12 protein-coding genes are annotated in these 15,844 nt (G+C 71.0%); 4 read left to right on the top strand and 8 right to left on the bottom strand.

Features of this window, described 5'->3' with window-relative positions:
• Positions 1-97: 97 nt before the first annotated feature.
• The gene (locus AQI70_RS13965; protein WP_062148559.1) at positions 98-2,014 is read right to left on the bottom strand and encodes a glycogen debranching N-terminal domain-containing protein; all 1,917 of its coding nucleotides are present in this window, start codon (positions 2,012-2,014) and stop codon (positions 98-100) included.
• A 980-nt stretch (positions 2,015-2,994) separates the two neighbouring features.
• Positions 2,995-4,740: a DUF4192 domain-containing protein gene (locus AQI70_RS13960; protein WP_062148556.1), complete on the bottom strand. Its 1,746-nt coding sequence runs from the start codon at positions 4,738-4,740 to the stop codon at positions 2,995-2,997.
• 268 nt (positions 4,741-5,008) lie between these two features.
• Between AQI70_RS13960 and AQI70_RS13955 the strand changes: the two genes are divergently transcribed.
• Both AQI70_RS13955 and AQI70_RS13950 read left to right on the top strand, forming a co-directional pair.
• Positions 5,009-7,174: a RecQ family ATP-dependent DNA helicase gene (locus tag AQI70_RS13955; RefSeq protein WP_062148552.1), complete on the top strand. Its 2,166-nt coding sequence runs from the start codon at positions 5,009-5,011 to the stop codon at positions 7,172-7,174.
• Positions 7,175-7,430: 256 nt separating this feature from the next.
• Complete coding sequence (locus tag AQI70_RS13950; RefSeq protein WP_062148549.1) at positions 7,431-8,066, top strand: hypothetical protein; 636 nt, start codon at positions 7,431-7,433, stop codon at positions 8,064-8,066.
• A 511-nt stretch (positions 8,067-8,577) separates the two neighbouring features.
• On the opposite strand, the gene AQI70_RS13945 is transcribed toward AQI70_RS13950, so the two are convergent.
• The 3 genes from AQI70_RS13945 to AQI70_RS13935 all read right to left on the bottom strand — a co-directional run bounded on the left by AQI70_RS13945 (position 8,578) and on the right by AQI70_RS13935 (position 10,695).
• A complete protein-coding gene (locus AQI70_RS13945) occupies positions 8,578-9,219 on the bottom strand; it encodes a hypothetical protein (RefSeq protein WP_079051292.1) in 642 nt (213 codons plus the stop codon).
• Positions 9,220-9,287: 68 nt separating this feature from the next.
• Positions 9,288-9,989, bottom strand: coding sequence for a ribonuclease HII (locus AQI70_RS13940; RefSeq protein ID WP_062148543.1), 702 nt, complete (start codon positions 9,987-9,989; stop codon positions 9,288-9,290).
• Between the two features lie 82 nt (positions 9,990-10,071).
• Positions 10,072-10,695, bottom strand: coding sequence for a TetR/AcrR family transcriptional regulator (locus AQI70_RS13935; RefSeq protein ID WP_062148540.1), 624 nt, complete (start codon positions 10,693-10,695; stop codon positions 10,072-10,074).
• 184 nt (positions 10,696-10,879) lie between these two features.
• On the opposite strand from AQI70_RS13935, the gene AQI70_RS13930 reads away from it, so the two are divergent.
• Positions 10,880-12,427 (top strand): MFS transporter, encoded by a 1,548-nt coding sequence (locus AQI70_RS13930; RefSeq protein WP_062148537.1) that lies wholly within the window; start codon positions 10,880-10,882, stop codon positions 12,425-12,427.
• A gap of 369 nt (positions 12,428-12,796) precedes the next feature.
• On the opposite strand, the gene AQI70_RS13925 is transcribed toward AQI70_RS13930, so the two are convergent.
• The 3 genes from AQI70_RS13925 to AQI70_RS13915 form a co-directional block, all read right to left on the bottom strand.
• Positions 12,797-13,702: an ADP-ribosylglycohydrolase family protein gene (locus tag AQI70_RS13925; RefSeq protein ID WP_062148534.1), complete on the bottom strand. Its 906-nt coding sequence runs from the start codon at positions 13,700-13,702 to the stop codon at positions 12,797-12,799.
• A 12-nt stretch (positions 13,703-13,714) separates the two neighbouring features.
• Complete coding sequence (locus AQI70_RS13920) at positions 13,715-14,374, bottom strand: histidine phosphatase family protein (protein ID WP_037886324.1); 660 nt, start codon at positions 14,372-14,374, stop codon at positions 13,715-13,717.
• A 119-nt stretch (positions 14,375-14,493) separates the two neighbouring features.
• Entirely contained in the window at positions 14,494-15,099 is a 606-nt protein-coding gene (locus AQI70_RS13915; RefSeq protein ID WP_062148531.1) for a YdbC family protein, read from the bottom strand.
• A gap of 155 nt (positions 15,100-15,254) precedes the next feature.
• On the opposite strand from AQI70_RS13915, the gene AQI70_RS13910 reads away from it, so the two are divergent.
• A complete protein-coding gene (locus AQI70_RS13910) occupies positions 15,255-15,785 on the top strand; it encodes a TerD family protein (RefSeq protein ID WP_062148528.1) in 531 nt (176 codons plus the stop codon).
• Positions 15,786-15,844: the final 59 nt, after the last annotated feature.

The raw sequence follows: 15,844 nt of genomic DNA, 5'->3' as shown, positions 1-15,844 counted from the left end.
ACTCCCTTCGTCGGCCCCGGCGGCAGCTGATCCAATTCGGCCCGGTATGAGCCCCAGCATCTCCTCCCATGGTCATGCCGAATGGCGTCGTACGAGGTCACGCTCGCAGTTGCAGCCCGTCGGCCGCCTCCTCGACCATGGCGAGGCCCAGTCTGCTGACGCGTACGGAGAAGGGGGCGCCGGCGACTCGCAGGCCCGTCAGGACGATCTCGCCGAGCGGCGCACTGCGTATCGGCCGCAGCGTCACCGTCTCCGCGGGGGCGTCCGGGCGGATGCCCGCGAGCGTGGTCAGCAACAGCACCCCGGCCGCCGCCGCGGTGGCCGCGGGTCGGCAGGCCGCCGGGTGCGGGAGGGGGGCACTGCCGTCGATGCGCTGCTCCCCCGCGTACATGTCGGGCAGCCGATGGCCGAACGCCTCCGCGGCCGCCAGTACGCCCCGCAGCAGCGCACTCGCCTCCTTCTCGTAGTCCGCCGCGGCAAGGCCGGCGACGGCGATCGCCGTCTCATGGACCCGGACCGCACCACTGCGGTGACCGAACGGGTTGTGGCCCGCCTCCTTCACGCCCAGTCCACGAAGGCCCCAGCCCGAGTCCATGGCCGGTCCACCGAGCAGCCGGGCGAGCTGTTCGGTCTGCACCTTGTCGAGCAGGCCGGGGGCCTGTTCCCCTCCGCCCAGCAGGCCGGTGTCGAGAAGGTGGACGGCGGCAGCGCCAAGATGCGGCACGAGGCGTCCGTCCGGGGCGCGGGCCGCCGCGGGCCGGCCGCCTCCCAGGTCGTCGATCCAGAAGTCCGCGCGGAACGCCGTCCGCAGCGCCTCCGCCCAGTGCCGCAGCTCGGCACCGCCAGGTCTGCCGCAGGCGTCGAGCAGATCGGCGCCGAGCAGTGCCGCACGGTGGGCATGAGCCTGGGTCTCACAGCGGACAGGCCCACCGGGGCGCGGGTCGGACAGATACGAGCCGTCGCCCACAGTGCTCCGCAGCCAGGTCAGGCACCGCTCGGCCGCCGGGAGGAGTTCCTCGATCTCGGGCTCGGGCAGCCCCCAGCGCCGGGCTTCCGCGAGCAGCGTGGGGAAGAGCAGCGTGGCCTCCGTGCCCGTGCAGCCCGGGGGCAGATGCGTGCCCGCGTCCCGTCTCGGCCCGGGGATCATGCCGGACCGCGGTCCCTGGGCGCGGAGTTGGGTCCGGGCGAGGGTGCGCAGGGTGCCGGCGGCGAGCCGGGTGCCCAGGGGCAGGGTCATCCGAGCCGCGGCGAGGGCCTCGGCAGGGGCCAGACCGCAGCGCCAGGGCGCTCCAGCCGCCAGATGCGTGTCGGCGGGATGTGCGGGGTCGCGCAGCAGCAGGGCCTGGAGGTCCTCGATGCTCGTCCGCAGCAGCGCCGCCACCCGGGGATCGTCGCCGGCCGCCCGCGCGGTGACCAGCGGGCTGGTCGCCGCTCGGCCCACTGCGCGCACGGGGCCCACCCCGTCCTGCCGCACCCGCAACTCGATGCTCGCGCTGCCGCCCGGGAGCAGTGCGAGCTCCCAGCGCAGCAGACCGGCGGAAGCCAGCGCGTCGGTGGGCGGCGGGTCGGCCGTCACTGCCGTGGACCCCTTGGCGGACGACCAGCGCAGGCCGGAGTCGTGGACGCTTGCGGGCAGTTCCGGTCCAGTGGTGCCGTGCACGATCGCACCGAGGTCGGCCAGATCCGTGCCCAGAGCGACCTCGACCGGTACACGCAGCGGTCGGACGGCCGCGCTGTGCAGCGTGATCCGCTCGGTGCCGTCAGCGTGACGTGTCCGCTCGACAACCACGTCCGGGTCCGGTCCGGCCTGCGGGGAGGTGCGCAGCGTGCCGACGAAGCGGGCGCGGTCGGCCGCGGTCATCCGGGCCTGGACGGCGAGCGGCTCGCGTCCGGCCACACGGATCTGGCAACGCGAGAGCAGACGCCGACCCGCGCGGTAGAAGCCTTCGAGTCCCCGGCCGGTCAACTGGCCCTGCTCCGTGGAGATCACGAGGCCCGGGAGGGCGACGCACATCAAGGTGTTGTGAGTGGGAGGCAGGTCGGCGAGCCGACGCGCGGTGGGCGGCTGAGCGGACGAGGGGGCGTCATGAGGCGGGCGGGAGCGCCGTGCCGGGCCGACAAGTGGTGTAGATGTGGGGCCCTCGCTCACGTCCCAAGATGGTGAGGGATTCTGGCTTGTCGGCCTTGGCTGCTGCCAGGAGTGCTCGGCCCGCCCCTCCGACGGGCCGGGGCGACCCTCTTGGCCTGCCATCGGCCGCCGGTCATGCTGTGGGCTCCGGTCCACTGATCGGGCAAAGGAGCGCTCCTGGTCCGCCGAGACCGGCGTGGACCAGTCGTGGTCGGTCGGTGGGGAGCTGCGCGGGAGATCGCTCGGGAAGTTGGGTGCGCGCCGACCCGCAGCGCCCCCGACCGGGGACGACCCCGCGCCCAGCCTGGGGGACGGGACTGACCCACCAGCCGGCAAGCGCTCGTGGGCGGCCGGGGAGGGCGGAGTCGGCTGTGGCATGGGGCGGCTTCCTCTGCGCTCGGTACGCCTCGGGTGGGTGCGGCGTCGGCTGGGGGCTCCGTAGTGACAGGGGCGGTACGGCGGCACGGCCGGGCCAGGCGTTCCGCCACTCAGGTGAACGGGGAGGGACTCCTCCGGGTCACGCCTGTGACGGGGTAACCCCGCCGTGGGGCCACCGCGTTCACCCCGGTCACCACCGTCACCACGTTCACGACGTTCGCCAGGCATGCTGAGGCTGCCCTCCGGGGTGCCGATGCGCAGGTACTCGGCCGGCGGCTGTTGTTTGTGCTGGCTCGGATCACGGGACTGGTCGTGGCGACCCGCGTAAGGGACGCCGCTCCTTGGACGGCCCGCACGCCTCGCGCCGCGACCACCGTCTCCTTGACGGCCGTCACCTCCCGCACTGTCACCTGCTCGGCAGCGATCCATGGGCTGCCTGAAACGGCCGTCACTTCGACGACATCCGTCAGTGCTCCGCCCCCGACGGCTCACGCGTCCCCCTCGGTGCTCGCGTTTCCGGGACGTACGCCCCCCGGTCGGGGCTCGCTCCGACGCACGGTTGCCTTGTTCGAGGTGCGCGGAGCGGCACTCTTCGTACGCGGAGCCGTCGTCCTGGAGCTGCGCGGCGCCGTACTCCTGGAGCTGTGCGGAGGCGTACTCCTCGAGCTACGCGGAGCCGTGCCGCCCGGGCGCGGAGCAGCCGGATGCGTGCCGCCCGCCGTACGCGGGCGGGAAGCGCTCGCCCCCTGCTCTCGCCCGGCGGCCCGATTGGCCCGAGGGAGCCTGCCGGCCGAACCCTCAGGGTGCCGAGACCGGCGACGATCACCCGCCGCCGACGTCTGCGCGGACTCCACCGCCTCGCCTCGTACCGGCACTTCGGTGTCCGCCGGCTCGGCGAGCCGCCCGGCGCCCTTCCTCTCGCGTTCTCCACGCTCCGCACGCAGGCAGCGGCGGATCGACTCGGGGTCCAGACCCTCGTTGCAGGCCTGGTGCAGCAGACGCGCGAAGAGGTAGTCGGAGTCGGCGCCCAGTGCCATGGCGAGGGCCTCTCGGGCCTCCAGATCGTCGCCGGTGGACCAGGCGACCCAGCCGGCGAGAGTGAGGGGTGCCGCGGCGTGCTCGCTGTACGGTCCGACACAGCGGCGGGCCAGTGCTCGCCAGAGCCGTAGGGCGGGGCCGGCCTCGTCGCCCTCCATCCACTCGGCCGCGTAGTCGCGGGTCGTTCGGTCCTGCAGGCCCAGAATGAGTCTGGCGGCTTCGTCATGTCCGAGCAGTTCGTCGTCGCGGAGATCCGCGGTGAGCGTCCCGGACACGGGCGGGGCCGCGGCGAACCGGCTCATGAGCCGTTCGGCCAGCTCCAGCGTCTCCGCTGCCACGCCCTCGCGGGTCGCGTCGTCGAGGATCCTCGGGACCAGCGCCATGCCGACGGTGTCCAGGGCAATCTCCTGCTCCAGAGCGGCGGCGGTCTCCCAGGGGAGCAGCCTGGCCCGCAACTCGCGCAGTGTGCCGCGCACCTGAAGTCCGGCATAGGTGGCCGCGGCAGCCAGCACGGACGTACCGGGCAGGCCCATCGGTCGGCCCTCGGGCGGGCAGCACTCTTCCCTGTCGCAGCAGTACGACCAGAAGCGGCCCTCCGAGATGCACAGGGCCTCGATCACCGGCACGTCCAGGCTTCCGCACGCCACGCGCATCTTCTGAGCCAGGGGGCGCAGGCGTTCCATGACTTGTAGGCCTGTCTCGCCCTTCGCCGGTTCCTGGCAGAGGAAGGCGACCATCTGCTCGGGCCGGGCTCCCCTGCGCTCGCTGCCCGTCACCAGTCCGTGGGCCAGCTGCCCGGCTGCGGAGTCCCAGTCGGCCGCACTCGCGGGAATACCGAGCCGTGCCCGGCCGCCGAAGCGGCCGCGGCCATCCCTGTCGTGCAGGGCGACGAGCACGATGCTGTCCTCCGGGCGGTACCCGAGGAGATACGGCAGGGCGTCGGCCAGTTCGGCCGGGGTGCGCAGGGTGACCTGGTGCTCGGGCGGGTGCCCTACGTGCGTGGTGCTGTCGCGTGGGTCGGGGTGTTGCGGGCATCCTCGGTTCTCGGCCTGCTCACCCCGCATGTCATGTACGTCAGGGGCGTCGTTATGTACCTCAGGGGCGTCGTTCGGGTCGGTTGCCCCGGGGGCGAGGTGCTGCTCGCTGCCCGCGGTGTCGTCGTTCTCGGGCGATCCGGTCGTTTCGTGGTTCGTCATGCGCCGACGATCTCGCGGATCGCGAGGTTCCGCTTTGACCTGTGGATAAGTCCGACCAGGGACACGACAACTCGGGGGCTGGCGAGGGTCGATCTCCTTTCCTCCCGGGTCGAGCTGGGCCCGGCAGGTCCGGCAGCGACACCGTCACGCGGGGACTGGTACTCCGGACTTTTGCTCGCCAGGGCCACCTCCCGTCAGAGCCACCGCCGGTCAGAGCCTCGACCCCACCCGGCCCCCGGATGTCAGTGCCGTCCTGTTGTATGGACTCATGGAGCACACGAGCAACGCGGATCTCCGGGCGGCCGCCGACGCGGTCCTCGCCCGTCTCGTCGGGGACGCCACGGGAGGGGCCCGGCTGCGCGAGGACCAGTGGCGGGCGATCGAGGCACTCGTCGCCGACAGACGCCGTGCTCTGGTCGTGCAGCGCACGGGCTGGGGCAAGTCCGCGGTCTACTTCGTGGCCACGTCCCTGCTGCGCGCCCGCGGCAGCGGCCCCACGGTGATCGTCTCCCCGTTGCTCGCACTGATGCGCAACCAGGTCGAGGCTGCGGCCCGGGCCGGCATCCACGCCCGAACCATTAACTCCTCCAACACCGAGGAGTGGGAGACGATTCAGCACGAGATCGCCGCGGGCGACGTCGACGTTCTGCTGGTCTCCCCCGAACGCCTCAACAACCCGGACTTCCGCGACCAGGTGCTGCCCAAGCTGGCCGCGGCGACCGGCCTGCTCGTGGTCGACGAGGCGCACTGTATCTCGGACTGGGGCCACGACTTCCGGCCGGACTACCGACGGCTGCGCACCATGCTGTCCGATCTCCCGCCGGGAGTGCCCGTCCTCGCGACGACCGCCACCGCCAACGCGCGCGTGACCGCCGATGTCGCCGAACAACTCGGCACCGGGAGCACATCGGACGCCCTGGTGCTGCGCGGTCCACTGGACCGGGACAGCCTGAGGCTGAGCGTCCTGCGTCTGCCGGACGCCGCGCACCGGATGGCCTGGCTCGCCGACCACCTCGACGATCTGCCGGGCTCGGGGATCATCTACACACTCACCGTGGCCGCCGCCGAGGAGGTCACGGCCTTCCTGCGGCATCGCGGACACGCGGTCGCCTCCTACACCGGCAAGACGGAGAACGCCGACCGTCAGCAGGCCGAGGACGACCTGCTGGGCAACAAGGTCAAGGCCCTGGTCGCCACGTCCGCGCTCGGCATGGGGTTCGACAAGCCCGACCTTGGCTTCGTGGTGCACCTCGGCTCGCCCTCCTCCCCCATCGCCTACTACCAGCAGGTCGGCCGCGCCGGCCGCGGCGTCGAGCACGCCGAGGTGCTCCTCCTTCCTGGCCAGGAGGACGAGGCCATCTGGCAGTACTTCGCCTCACTGGCCTTCCCCTCGGAGGACCTGGTGCGCCGCACCCTCGACGTCCTCGCGCGCGCGGACAGGCCGCTGTCGCTGCCGGCGCTGGAGCCCTTGGTGGAGCTGCGCCGCTCGCGCCTGGAAACCATGCTCAAGGTCCTCGATGTGGACGGCGCCGTGCGCCGGGTCAAGGGCGGCTGGATCGCGACCGGGCAGCCGTGGACGTACGAGACCGAGCGGTACGACTGGGTCGCCCGGCAGCGCAAGGCCGAGCAGCAGGCGATGCGCGAGTACGCCTCGACGACGGGCTGCCGGATGGAGTTCCTGCAGCGTCAGCTGGACGACGAGGGTGCCAAGCCCTGCGGTCGCTGCGACAACTGCGCGGGGGCCCGGTTCACCGCCGACACGTCGACGGCCGCGCTGGACGCCGCCCGCGTCGACCTCGGCCGGGCGGGAGTGGAAGTGGAGCCGCGCCGTATGTGGCCGACCGGGCTTCCGGCGATCGGTGTCGAGCTCAAGGGACGCATCCCGGCCGGTGAACAAGCCGCATCGGGGCGGGCGTTGGGGCGGCTGTCGGACATCGGCTGGGGCAACCGGCTGCGTCCGATGCTCGCGCCCCACGCCCCGGACGGGCCCGTGCCCGACGACGTGGCCAAGGCTGTCGTGGGCGTACTGGTCGACTGGGCCAAGGGCCCGAGCGGCTGGGCCTCCGGCGCCCAGGACGCGCCACCGCGCCCTGTCGGTGTGGTCACGGTCGCTTCACGCACCCGTCCGCAACTGATCCACTCACTGGGCGCGCGCATCGCGGAGGTCGGCAGACTCCCGCTACTGGGTTCCCTGGAGTACAACGGGGAGGCACCACAGGCCTCGCGGAGCAACAGCGCCCAGCGCCTGAAGGCGCTCGACGGCGCGCTGAGCGTGCCGCCCGCCCTCGCCTCGGCTCTCGCGGAGACCCCAGGACCCGTGCTTCTGGTGGACGACTTCACCGAGACCGGTTGGACGCTGGCGGTCGCGGCACGCATGCTCCGACGTGCCGGTGCACATGCGGTGATGCCATTGGTCCTGGCCGTGCAGGGGTGATCGCGGCCGACGCGGCCCGTGATGCACGGTCAACCCGTGCGTCGCGCAGTGACGCTCGGGGTAGGGATATAACCCGCGCACCATCAGATATCGGTCGGTGGTCCCAATTGCTCGTTGCCGCATTCAAGTTCGACAGGAAGAATTGAAGTCCGCTCCCCGCACGGCTCGTCCGTGATCCGGTAGGGCTCTGCTGCGGTGCGCGCTCCCCCGAATCCGACCTCGCCCGCAGTGTGGGCGCGTAGCCGAAGGGAGGACCGTGACCTTCGGATTCGCTCCGTCCTCCGCGGCATCCATGTCGACGTCAGCCGACCTGTCCGCCGCATCCGCCAACCCTCTGGCCCGCATGCTCGAACCCGCGGAGTGGGCCGCCGCGGGCATCCCCCTGCTGCGCAACCCCCGCGAGGTCGTCAGCGGTCTGCACTCACGGCACCGCCCCAGACCGGCGACCGCGATCGTGGCCGTACTCGACCCGGACGAGAGGCTGCGTGCGAGCGCCTCATTCACCCGTCGTCCGGCCCCGGCCGACGGCTGGATGTTCCGCAACGCGCTGCTCGCCCAGTTGCGCCGGGTCATCCCGCACGATCTACGGCGCCGCACCCCTGTGCGCACCGCTGTGCTGCTCTACTGCCGTGAGGGCGACGCCCGTTGGACGGAGGAGGACGGCGCGTGGATGTGGGGTCTGCGTGACGCGTGCACTCTGCACGGTCTGCGCTGCGGGGCGTACATCACGCTGACCCGTGATGGCTGGCAGGTCCTCGGCGAGGGGCGCGGCGGCCGCCGTCCCAACGCCGACTCGCCGCCGGAGCCCTTCGCCACCTCCGAGTCACCGCTCCCGGCGCCCCGCACCGGCGGCGCGGCCTCGGAGGTGCTGCGACGCGCGGCGGCTCGCTGAGGACTCCGGCGGGAGTTCTCGACCAGCGGCACGAGCGCGCTGTAGGGCCGACGCGATACGACGCCCGCAATGCGACGACCAGGTCGCCCCGAGCGTCGCCGAGCGGCCGCCCGACGGGTCCGCTCAGCTGACTCGGTGAACCGATTCGAGAACTCCCGCCCGGGCCCGTCGCAGCGTCATGCACCCGGCGAACTGGCCTGCCCGCGCGTCTGGAGCCCCCACGACGACTCAGCCGTACGGCATGAGTCCAAGTCCCGAACCGACGGTGGCCTGCGCTCGGCGAACTCCCCGCTCGTCCACAGACGGCGAACCTCCCACTCGTCCACAGACGGCGAACCTCCCTCTCGTCCACGGACGGCGAGCTCCCCACTCGTCCGCGCACGCCGAAGGCCCGGCTGAGCCAGGCCCGCAGCCTGGCAACATCGGCGAAGCCCGGCCGTGCAGACGCCGCCGCAGCGGCGTCCTGTCCCCCGGTGTCCCGCGGAGTGTCCCCCGGCGAGCCGGAACCGGCTCAGACGCCGGCGCCGAGCACCGAGTTGATCCGCTGCGGGTCTCCGCACACGATCAGCAGGGCGCCGGCCCGGCTGAGGGCCAGTGGCAGGGCGTCGGCCGCAGCGGTGTCGGGGCCGCCGTTGACGGCAACGACGATCACGGGTCGCGCGGCGGCACGCTCGGCCACGGACGCGTCGGCGTAGAACACGTCGTCGCCCGCGTCGTGCTGCGCCCAGTAGGACGCTTCGCCGAAGGACAGCTCGTGGGCGGCCCACGGGTGCTGCTCGCCCGTGGTGATCACCAGCACGTCACCGGGGGCGCGACCCGACTCCAGGAGCAGGTCGACGGCTTCCTCGGCGGCGTCGAGCGCACCGTCCGGCGAGGCCGGGACCAGCTGGATCTGCGGAGTCGCCGCAGCCGGAGTGGAGGCCGCAGGGGCAGCCGGGCCCGACGGCGCGGGCTTGGCCACGGCCACGTCCCGCGGCGTGCGTTGCACCGGCGGCGTCGGCCGCTGGGGACCGGGTCGACCGGGACGCGACGGAGCCGCGGGGCGGGGGCCGGGTACGGGGCGGGGGGTCGGCGCGGTGCGGCCGCTGGCCGGAGTGGCGCGGGGACCCTGGGCACTCTCGTGAATCTGAGGCTCCTCGGGAATGAGAGGCATGAGCTGATATTTATCAAACGCTGGTACGGCTCGCGTCGGCGGGTGGCACACAAGTGCGAGCGGAATCGTCAGAAATCGAAGCCGAGCTGCCCCTCGATCACCGGAACGCTTCCTTCCACCCAGCTGCGGACCTTCTTGAGGTGCCGCCACTGGGGCAGCGCATCAAGATACGCCCACGACAACCGGTGGTACGGGGTGGGTCCCCGCTCCGCCAGTGCGGCCTTGTGCACGGGCGACGGATACCCGGCGTTGTCCGCAAAACCGAAGTCTGCATGGTCGATACCCAGTTCGGCCATCATTTTGTCGCGCTGAACCTTGGCGATCACCGAGGCCGCCGCGACCGCCACGCACGACTGGTCGCCCTTGATCACCGTGCGGACCTTCCAGGGATCCCCGAGATAGTTGTGCTTTCCGTCGAGGATCACCGCTTCGGGGCGGACCGGCAGGGCCTCCAGGGCACGCACCGCGGCGAGCCGCAGGGCGGCCGTCATCCCCAGCCCGTCGATCTCCTCCGGAGAGGCGTGCCCGAGGGCGTACGACGTCACCCACTTGCGCAACTCCTCGGCGAGCTCTGTGCGCCGTTTGACGGTGAGCAGCTTGGAGTCGGTGAGCCCTTCGGGGGGCCGACGCAGTCCGGTGATCGCCGCACAGACGGTGACGGGGCCGGCCCACGCGCCGCGCCCCACCTCGTCGACACCGGCAATGATCTTCGCTCCGGTCGTGGCTCGAAGGGAGCGCTCGACGGTGTGAGTGGGTGGCTGGTACGGCATGGCGCCCTTAGCGTACGCCGCCCGGAACCCGCTTCGACACCCTGGTTCACCGAAGCAACCTCCAGGCTCGTACGGGGACCGCTCAGACGCCCGTCGGACGGAGCAGGGGAACCATCAGCTGGTCGATCATCTCCTCAAGGTCCCGATCATCCCATTCGCTCGCGCACATCTTTGATCGGTACATCATCATCGCCGGAATGACGTCGAAGACATAGCCGTTCGCCGCATCGCCCCGCACCTCTCCCCGCTCAATTCCGCGGGTGATGACCTCCCGGAGCAACTTGATGGTCGGCTCGACGACCCCCTCGAAGATCACACCATGAAAGCGTTCGGCCTGGATGGTGTCGCATTCGTGAATGACCGACCGCAGCGCGAAACCGGGGCGTGAATACATCGCCTCCCGCGCCTGGCGGCACAGCGCGAGCAGATCCTCGCGCACGCTTCCCAGGTCGGGAGCCGACTCGAAGCGCGGCAGTCCGGCCCGCAACGCCTCGGCGACGAGGTCCTCCTTGGACGGCCAGCGACGATAGACGGCCGCCTTGCCGGTCTGGGCACCGGCGGCGACGCCCTCCATGGTGAGGCCGTTCCAGCCGACCGTACTGAGCTGCTCCAGCGCGGCATCGAGGATCGCACGTTCGAGCACTGCGCCGCGCCGGCGGGGGGAGGCCGTCTGAGCGGAGGCGGCCTTCCAGCGCGAGGTAACCATCTGAGCGTCTCCAACTGACAAGGGAAGCGGGGGTGCGGGGATGCGGGAGCACCACGCGGCAACTAGGGGGACACACCGCGGGGTGCGGACGTCAGTGAACGCTTGCGTTCACTAGCGGGGACTCACTACGGTTGACGCGACAGTGAACGCGAGCGTTCACTAACGCTCTTGTGGGGGACCCATAGTGACAACCTCTCAGTTGATCAAGGACCAGAAACCAGGTGCGGCCCGCCGGGAAGGGCGTCCCGGCATCGCGCTCACCGTCATCGCGGCCTGCCAACTCATGGTGGTACTCGACGCGACGATTGTGAACATCGCGCTTCCGCACATTCAAGACGCGCTCAAGTTCAGCACCACCGACCTCACCTGGGTCGTCAGCGCCTACACACTCACCTTCGGCGGTCTGCTGCTTCTCGGCGGCCGCGCCGGTGACATCCTGGGCCGCCGCCGGGTCTTCATGACCGGCATCCTGTTGTTCACGCTCGCCTCGCTGCTGGGCGGACTCGCCCAGGAACCCTGGCAGTTGCTGGCCGCACGCGTACTCCAGGGCGTGGGGGGCGCGATCGCCTCGCCCACTTCCCTGGCTCTCATCACCACCACGTTCCCCGAAGGCCCGGAGCGCAACCGCGCGTTCGGTGTCTTCGCCGCCGTCTCCGCGGGCGGTGGTGCCATCGGTCTGCTCGCGGGCGGCATGCTCACCGAGTGGCTCGACTGGCGGTGGGTGCTCTTCGTCAACGTGCCGATCGGCATCGTGATCGCCGTACTCACGCCGCTGTACATCAGCGAGTCCGAACGGCACACCGGCCGCTTCGACATAGCGGGCGCACTCACCTCGACCGCGGGCATGGCGTCCCTGGTCTACGGCTTCATCCGCGCGGCGGACGAGGGCTGGCGGGACAGCCTGACCATCGGCTCCTTCGTCGCCGCGGTGGTCCTGCTGCTGGCCTTCGCGTTCATCGAGTCGCGGGCCAAGGAGCCCATCACCCCGCTCCGGATGTTCGCCGACCGCAACCGCTCGGGCACGTATGTGATCATGCTCAGCCTGGCCGCGGCGATGTTCGGCATGTTCTTCTACATCGTGCTCTTCGTGCAGAACGTGCTGCAGTACAGCCCGATCGAGGCCGGTCTCGCCTTTCTGCCCGTGACGGTCGTGATCGCGCTCGGCGCGGGCCTGTCGCAGCGTTTTCTGCCGGTGCTCGGGCCCAAGCCGTTCATGCTCGTGGGCTCGGCCCTGGTGGCGGTCGGGCTGGCCTGGCAGACCCTCATCAGCGCCGACAGCTCGTATGCCGGCGGAGTGCTCGGGCCGATGCTGCTGTTCGGCTTCGGCATGGGTCTGAACTTCGTGACGCTGACGATCACCGCGGTTTCCGGTGTCGCCCAGCACGAGGCCGGTGCCGCGTCCGGGCTGCTCAACGTCACGCAACAGGTGGGCGGTTCGCTCGGCCTGTCCATCCTGACGACGGTGTTCGGCTCGGCCAGCAGGGACGAGGCGGAGAAGCAGGTGCCGAAGTTCATGGCGGAGGGGTCGGCCGAGCAGAAGGCGGAGTTCGCCAAGACCCAGCAACTGCCCGGCCCCTGGGGTCACGAAGTGCTCACCCAGGGCATCTCGATGGGCTTCGTGGCGGCCACCGCGATGGCCGTACTCGCCCTGGCCTCCGCATGGTTGGTGATCCGGGTCCGCAAGAGCGACCTGGAAGCCCTCGCCGGGACGGCGGGTCCCATGGCCGGCTGACCCGGCCGGGACCGGGAGGAGCCGCGGATGGCCGGATCGCGTCCGGGGGACCGCCGGCGAGGACTCCGAGCGGAGGACCGCCTGCGAGGACGCCGAGCCGGCCATCCGCACTGACCCCGTGGCGACCGACGCCGGGCGGGCCCGGGTGACGCATGACAGCCGAAGCCCGCCCCACGCGGCAGCCGCTGCCACCGACAACATGCCCAGCACTGACAGGAACCCCACGTCTCCACCCCCTGGGCGCCTCGCGTCACTGTGCGCGGCCCCGGCGGCCACACACCAAGTGCCACGACAACGGACCAGCGGTCACGCAGAGTTCCCGGCGGGCACAGAAAGTTATTGAGGGCTCGGGCAGCGCAGCGAACCGCGCTACGCGGCCGTCGGCACCCACTGCGGAAGTGCCTCTGTCCGCTCCACCCACTCGGCGGGCGCCGTGCCCGCCTTCCCGGAGCCGATCACCCCGCCCACAATGGCGCACGTGGTGTCCACGTCACCGCCGACCTGCGCGGTCGTCCAGAAGGCCTCCTCGTAGTCACCGAGGGCCCGAGCGGCCGACCAGAGCGCGAAGGGAACCGTGTCGTGGGCCGTGGTCCGCCGGCCGCAGCCCAGGACGGCCGCGACGGTGGCCGCATCGCCGTAGTCGAGCATGTCCCGGGCGCGTCGCAGGCCCGCGCCGACCGCACTCTTCGGGACGAGGGCGATGACGTCGTCGAGGAGCGATGGAGGGCTGGGCGGGCCGCCGGGGGCGGCGGCCAGCGCGGCAGCCGCGGCGACGGCCATGGCGCCGACCACGGCCTCGCGATGCTGGTGTGTGGGGTAGGCCGAGATCTCGGCCTGGTGGGTCGCCTGCTCCGGGTCGTCCGCGTACCAGGCACCCAGCGGCGCGATGCGCATCGCGGCGCCGTTGCCCCAGGAGCCCTGTCCGTTGAAGAGCGCGGCCGACAGCTCGCGCCAGTCGCCACCCTCCCGGACCAGGCGCAGCAGCCGGTTGACCGCAGGGCCGTAGCCCCGGTCGAAGTCATGGTGCTCGGCGAAGGAGCGGGCCAGCGCGTCCTGGTCGATGCGGTGGTGGGCGGCCAGAACGGCGACCACGGAGCAGGCCATCTCCGTGTCGTCCGTCCACTGCCAGGGGCCGGACGGCACCTCGCGTCGCTTCAGCAGCGGATAGTTCACCGGTACGAAGAACTGCGAGCCCAGCGCATCCCCCACCGCGAGTCCGCGCAGGCTGGCGAGGGCGCGCTCCAGGCGCCCTTGAGGAGAGGAGTCAGCGGTCATCGCCCTGCCACTCTATCCGGTGATCCCGTACGGTTCCGGATCCCGCCAGCGTTCGAACGGCCGGTCAAGTGTGTACTTGCCGTCCTCCCCGAGAACGAGCATCCGCACCTCGCCGTTCCCCGGGTTCGACAGCGACTCGAATTCCGCGACCGTCCAGTGGAACCAGCGCATGCAGAACAGCCGCATCGCCAGACCATGGGTGACCAGCAGCACGTTCGGCGGGTGGTCGGGCGCCTCGAAACTGCGGAACAGGCTCTCCAGGAAGCCGCCGACCCGGTCGTACACGTCGGCGCCGGACTCGCCCTGCGCGAAGCGGTAGAAGAAGTGGCCGTAGGCGTCCCGGTAGGACTTCTGGAGCCGTACGTCGTCGCGGTCCTGCCAGTTCCCCCAGTCCTGCTCGCGCAGCCGGGGCTCCTCGCGCACCCGTATGAGCTCGGGATCCAGATGGAAGGCGCGCAGCGTCTCGTGCGTACGGCGGTAAGGGGAGACGTACACGCTGACCCGCTCACGGCCGAACAGCTCGCGCAGCCCTTTGCCCGTCTCCTCGGCCTGCCGCCAGCCCCGCTCGGTCAGGGCCAGAGCATGGTCGGGCTCACGCTCGTACACGGTGTCATCAACATTGCCCGTTGACTCGCCGTGCCGGACAAGGACGATGCGCCGTGGTCGTGCCATGCCAAGACCCTAGATCGAGTGACGGCTGATCGAGCACTCGGACGGGCCCCATACGGCGTAGGTCACACACTTCCTGCACCACCGGCCACACCAGGGCGCACGATTCAGCGGTCCGGAATTCAAACCGTCCAGGTCGGTTCGAGCTCCACGATGTCACCCGTAAGAGCCGCGATGTCCGCCTCTGTCTGGGCTCGCAGCGCCAAGCGCTCCACGCGCTCCGTGCGGTACTTGCCGTGCTCCGCGGCCGACCGCCACATCGACAGCACCAGGAACTCATGGCCCGGTGCCTCACCGAACAGCCCGCGGATCATCCCGGGAGAGCCGGCCATCGCGGGGTTCCAGACCTTCTCCTGCATCAGAGTGAAGTGTTCGGCGCGATCCTCATGGACACGACAGTGCGCCACCCGGACTAGGTCCGCGTCGGTGAAGCGCGGCTCGAAGCCGGTCTTCACATCGAAGCGGTAGTCGAAGAGTTTGACCTGCATGTCCTTGTAGGTGCCCGACTGGGCCGCCGCCAGTCTGTCGTGGGAGCGGGCCATGAAGGAGTCGTAGAAGGAGCGGCTCTCCCAGAACGAGAAGACGTGCACCACCCCCTGCCGCCCCCGACTCCAGCCACCACCCTGCCCCCGAAATCCCGGCTCCCCCAGAAGCCCCGCCCACTTTCGCTGCCCCCGCTCGAAGCCGCGGCGGTCCACCACGGTGCAGCGAATCCACTTGACCAGCACCGCGCCATGGTAAGGCCACGGAGCGTGGCGCCGGTCACGCTCGGCTGCAGAGCTCCCCGGCGTACGCGCCGGCTCGCGTGGCAGGATGGACAACCGGCCTCGCCTGCTGGGCAGTTCGGGCTGAGGGCATTCGCGGAACGGGGAAGGGGAGCCTGGTGAACGCCATCAACAAGGGGATCCGGAAAGTCGAAATCTCGGTCAAGTGGGACCCGAGTCCCGCCGGTCAGCCACCCACCGACCTGGACCTCGTCGCCGCGACGTACCTGGCCGACGATCCGTACGGCGATCCCGCCTACGTTGTGCACTTCGACAGCCGTTCCCCGGACGGAACCATCTATCTGAACCGGGACAGCAAGGACGGCAAGGGCTTCGGCTGGGACGAGGTCCTGACCGCGGAGCTCGACCGGCTCGACAGCCGGTACGCGCGCGTGGTGGTCGGAGTCGTGATCCAGCAACGCCCCGCGCAACGGACCTTCGTCAGCGTCGTCAAGCCGGCGCTGCGCATCCGCGAGGGTTACACCGTCCTGGCCGAGGACGACTTCGGTGCCGTCCTCGGATCGACGGCGGCGACCGTCGCGGAGTTCATACGCGAAGGGTCCACGTGGGACTTCCACCCCGGAATCCACGGTTTCGAGGACGACCCGGCGACGTTCACGGCCACCATGGGCAGGCGCCGCCGGCCCTGAGAGCCGCCCGTACGCTCGCGGGGACATACAGCAAGGAGGGGCGCCGACATGTGGTCGGC

This window comes from Streptomyces curacoi (assembly GCF_001513975.1).
In the GTDB taxonomy this organism is placed as follows: Bacteria; Actinomycetota; Actinomycetes; order Streptomycetales; family Streptomycetaceae; genus Streptomyces; species Streptomyces curacoi.
This window is presented reverse-complemented; position numbering and strand designations above follow the sequence as displayed.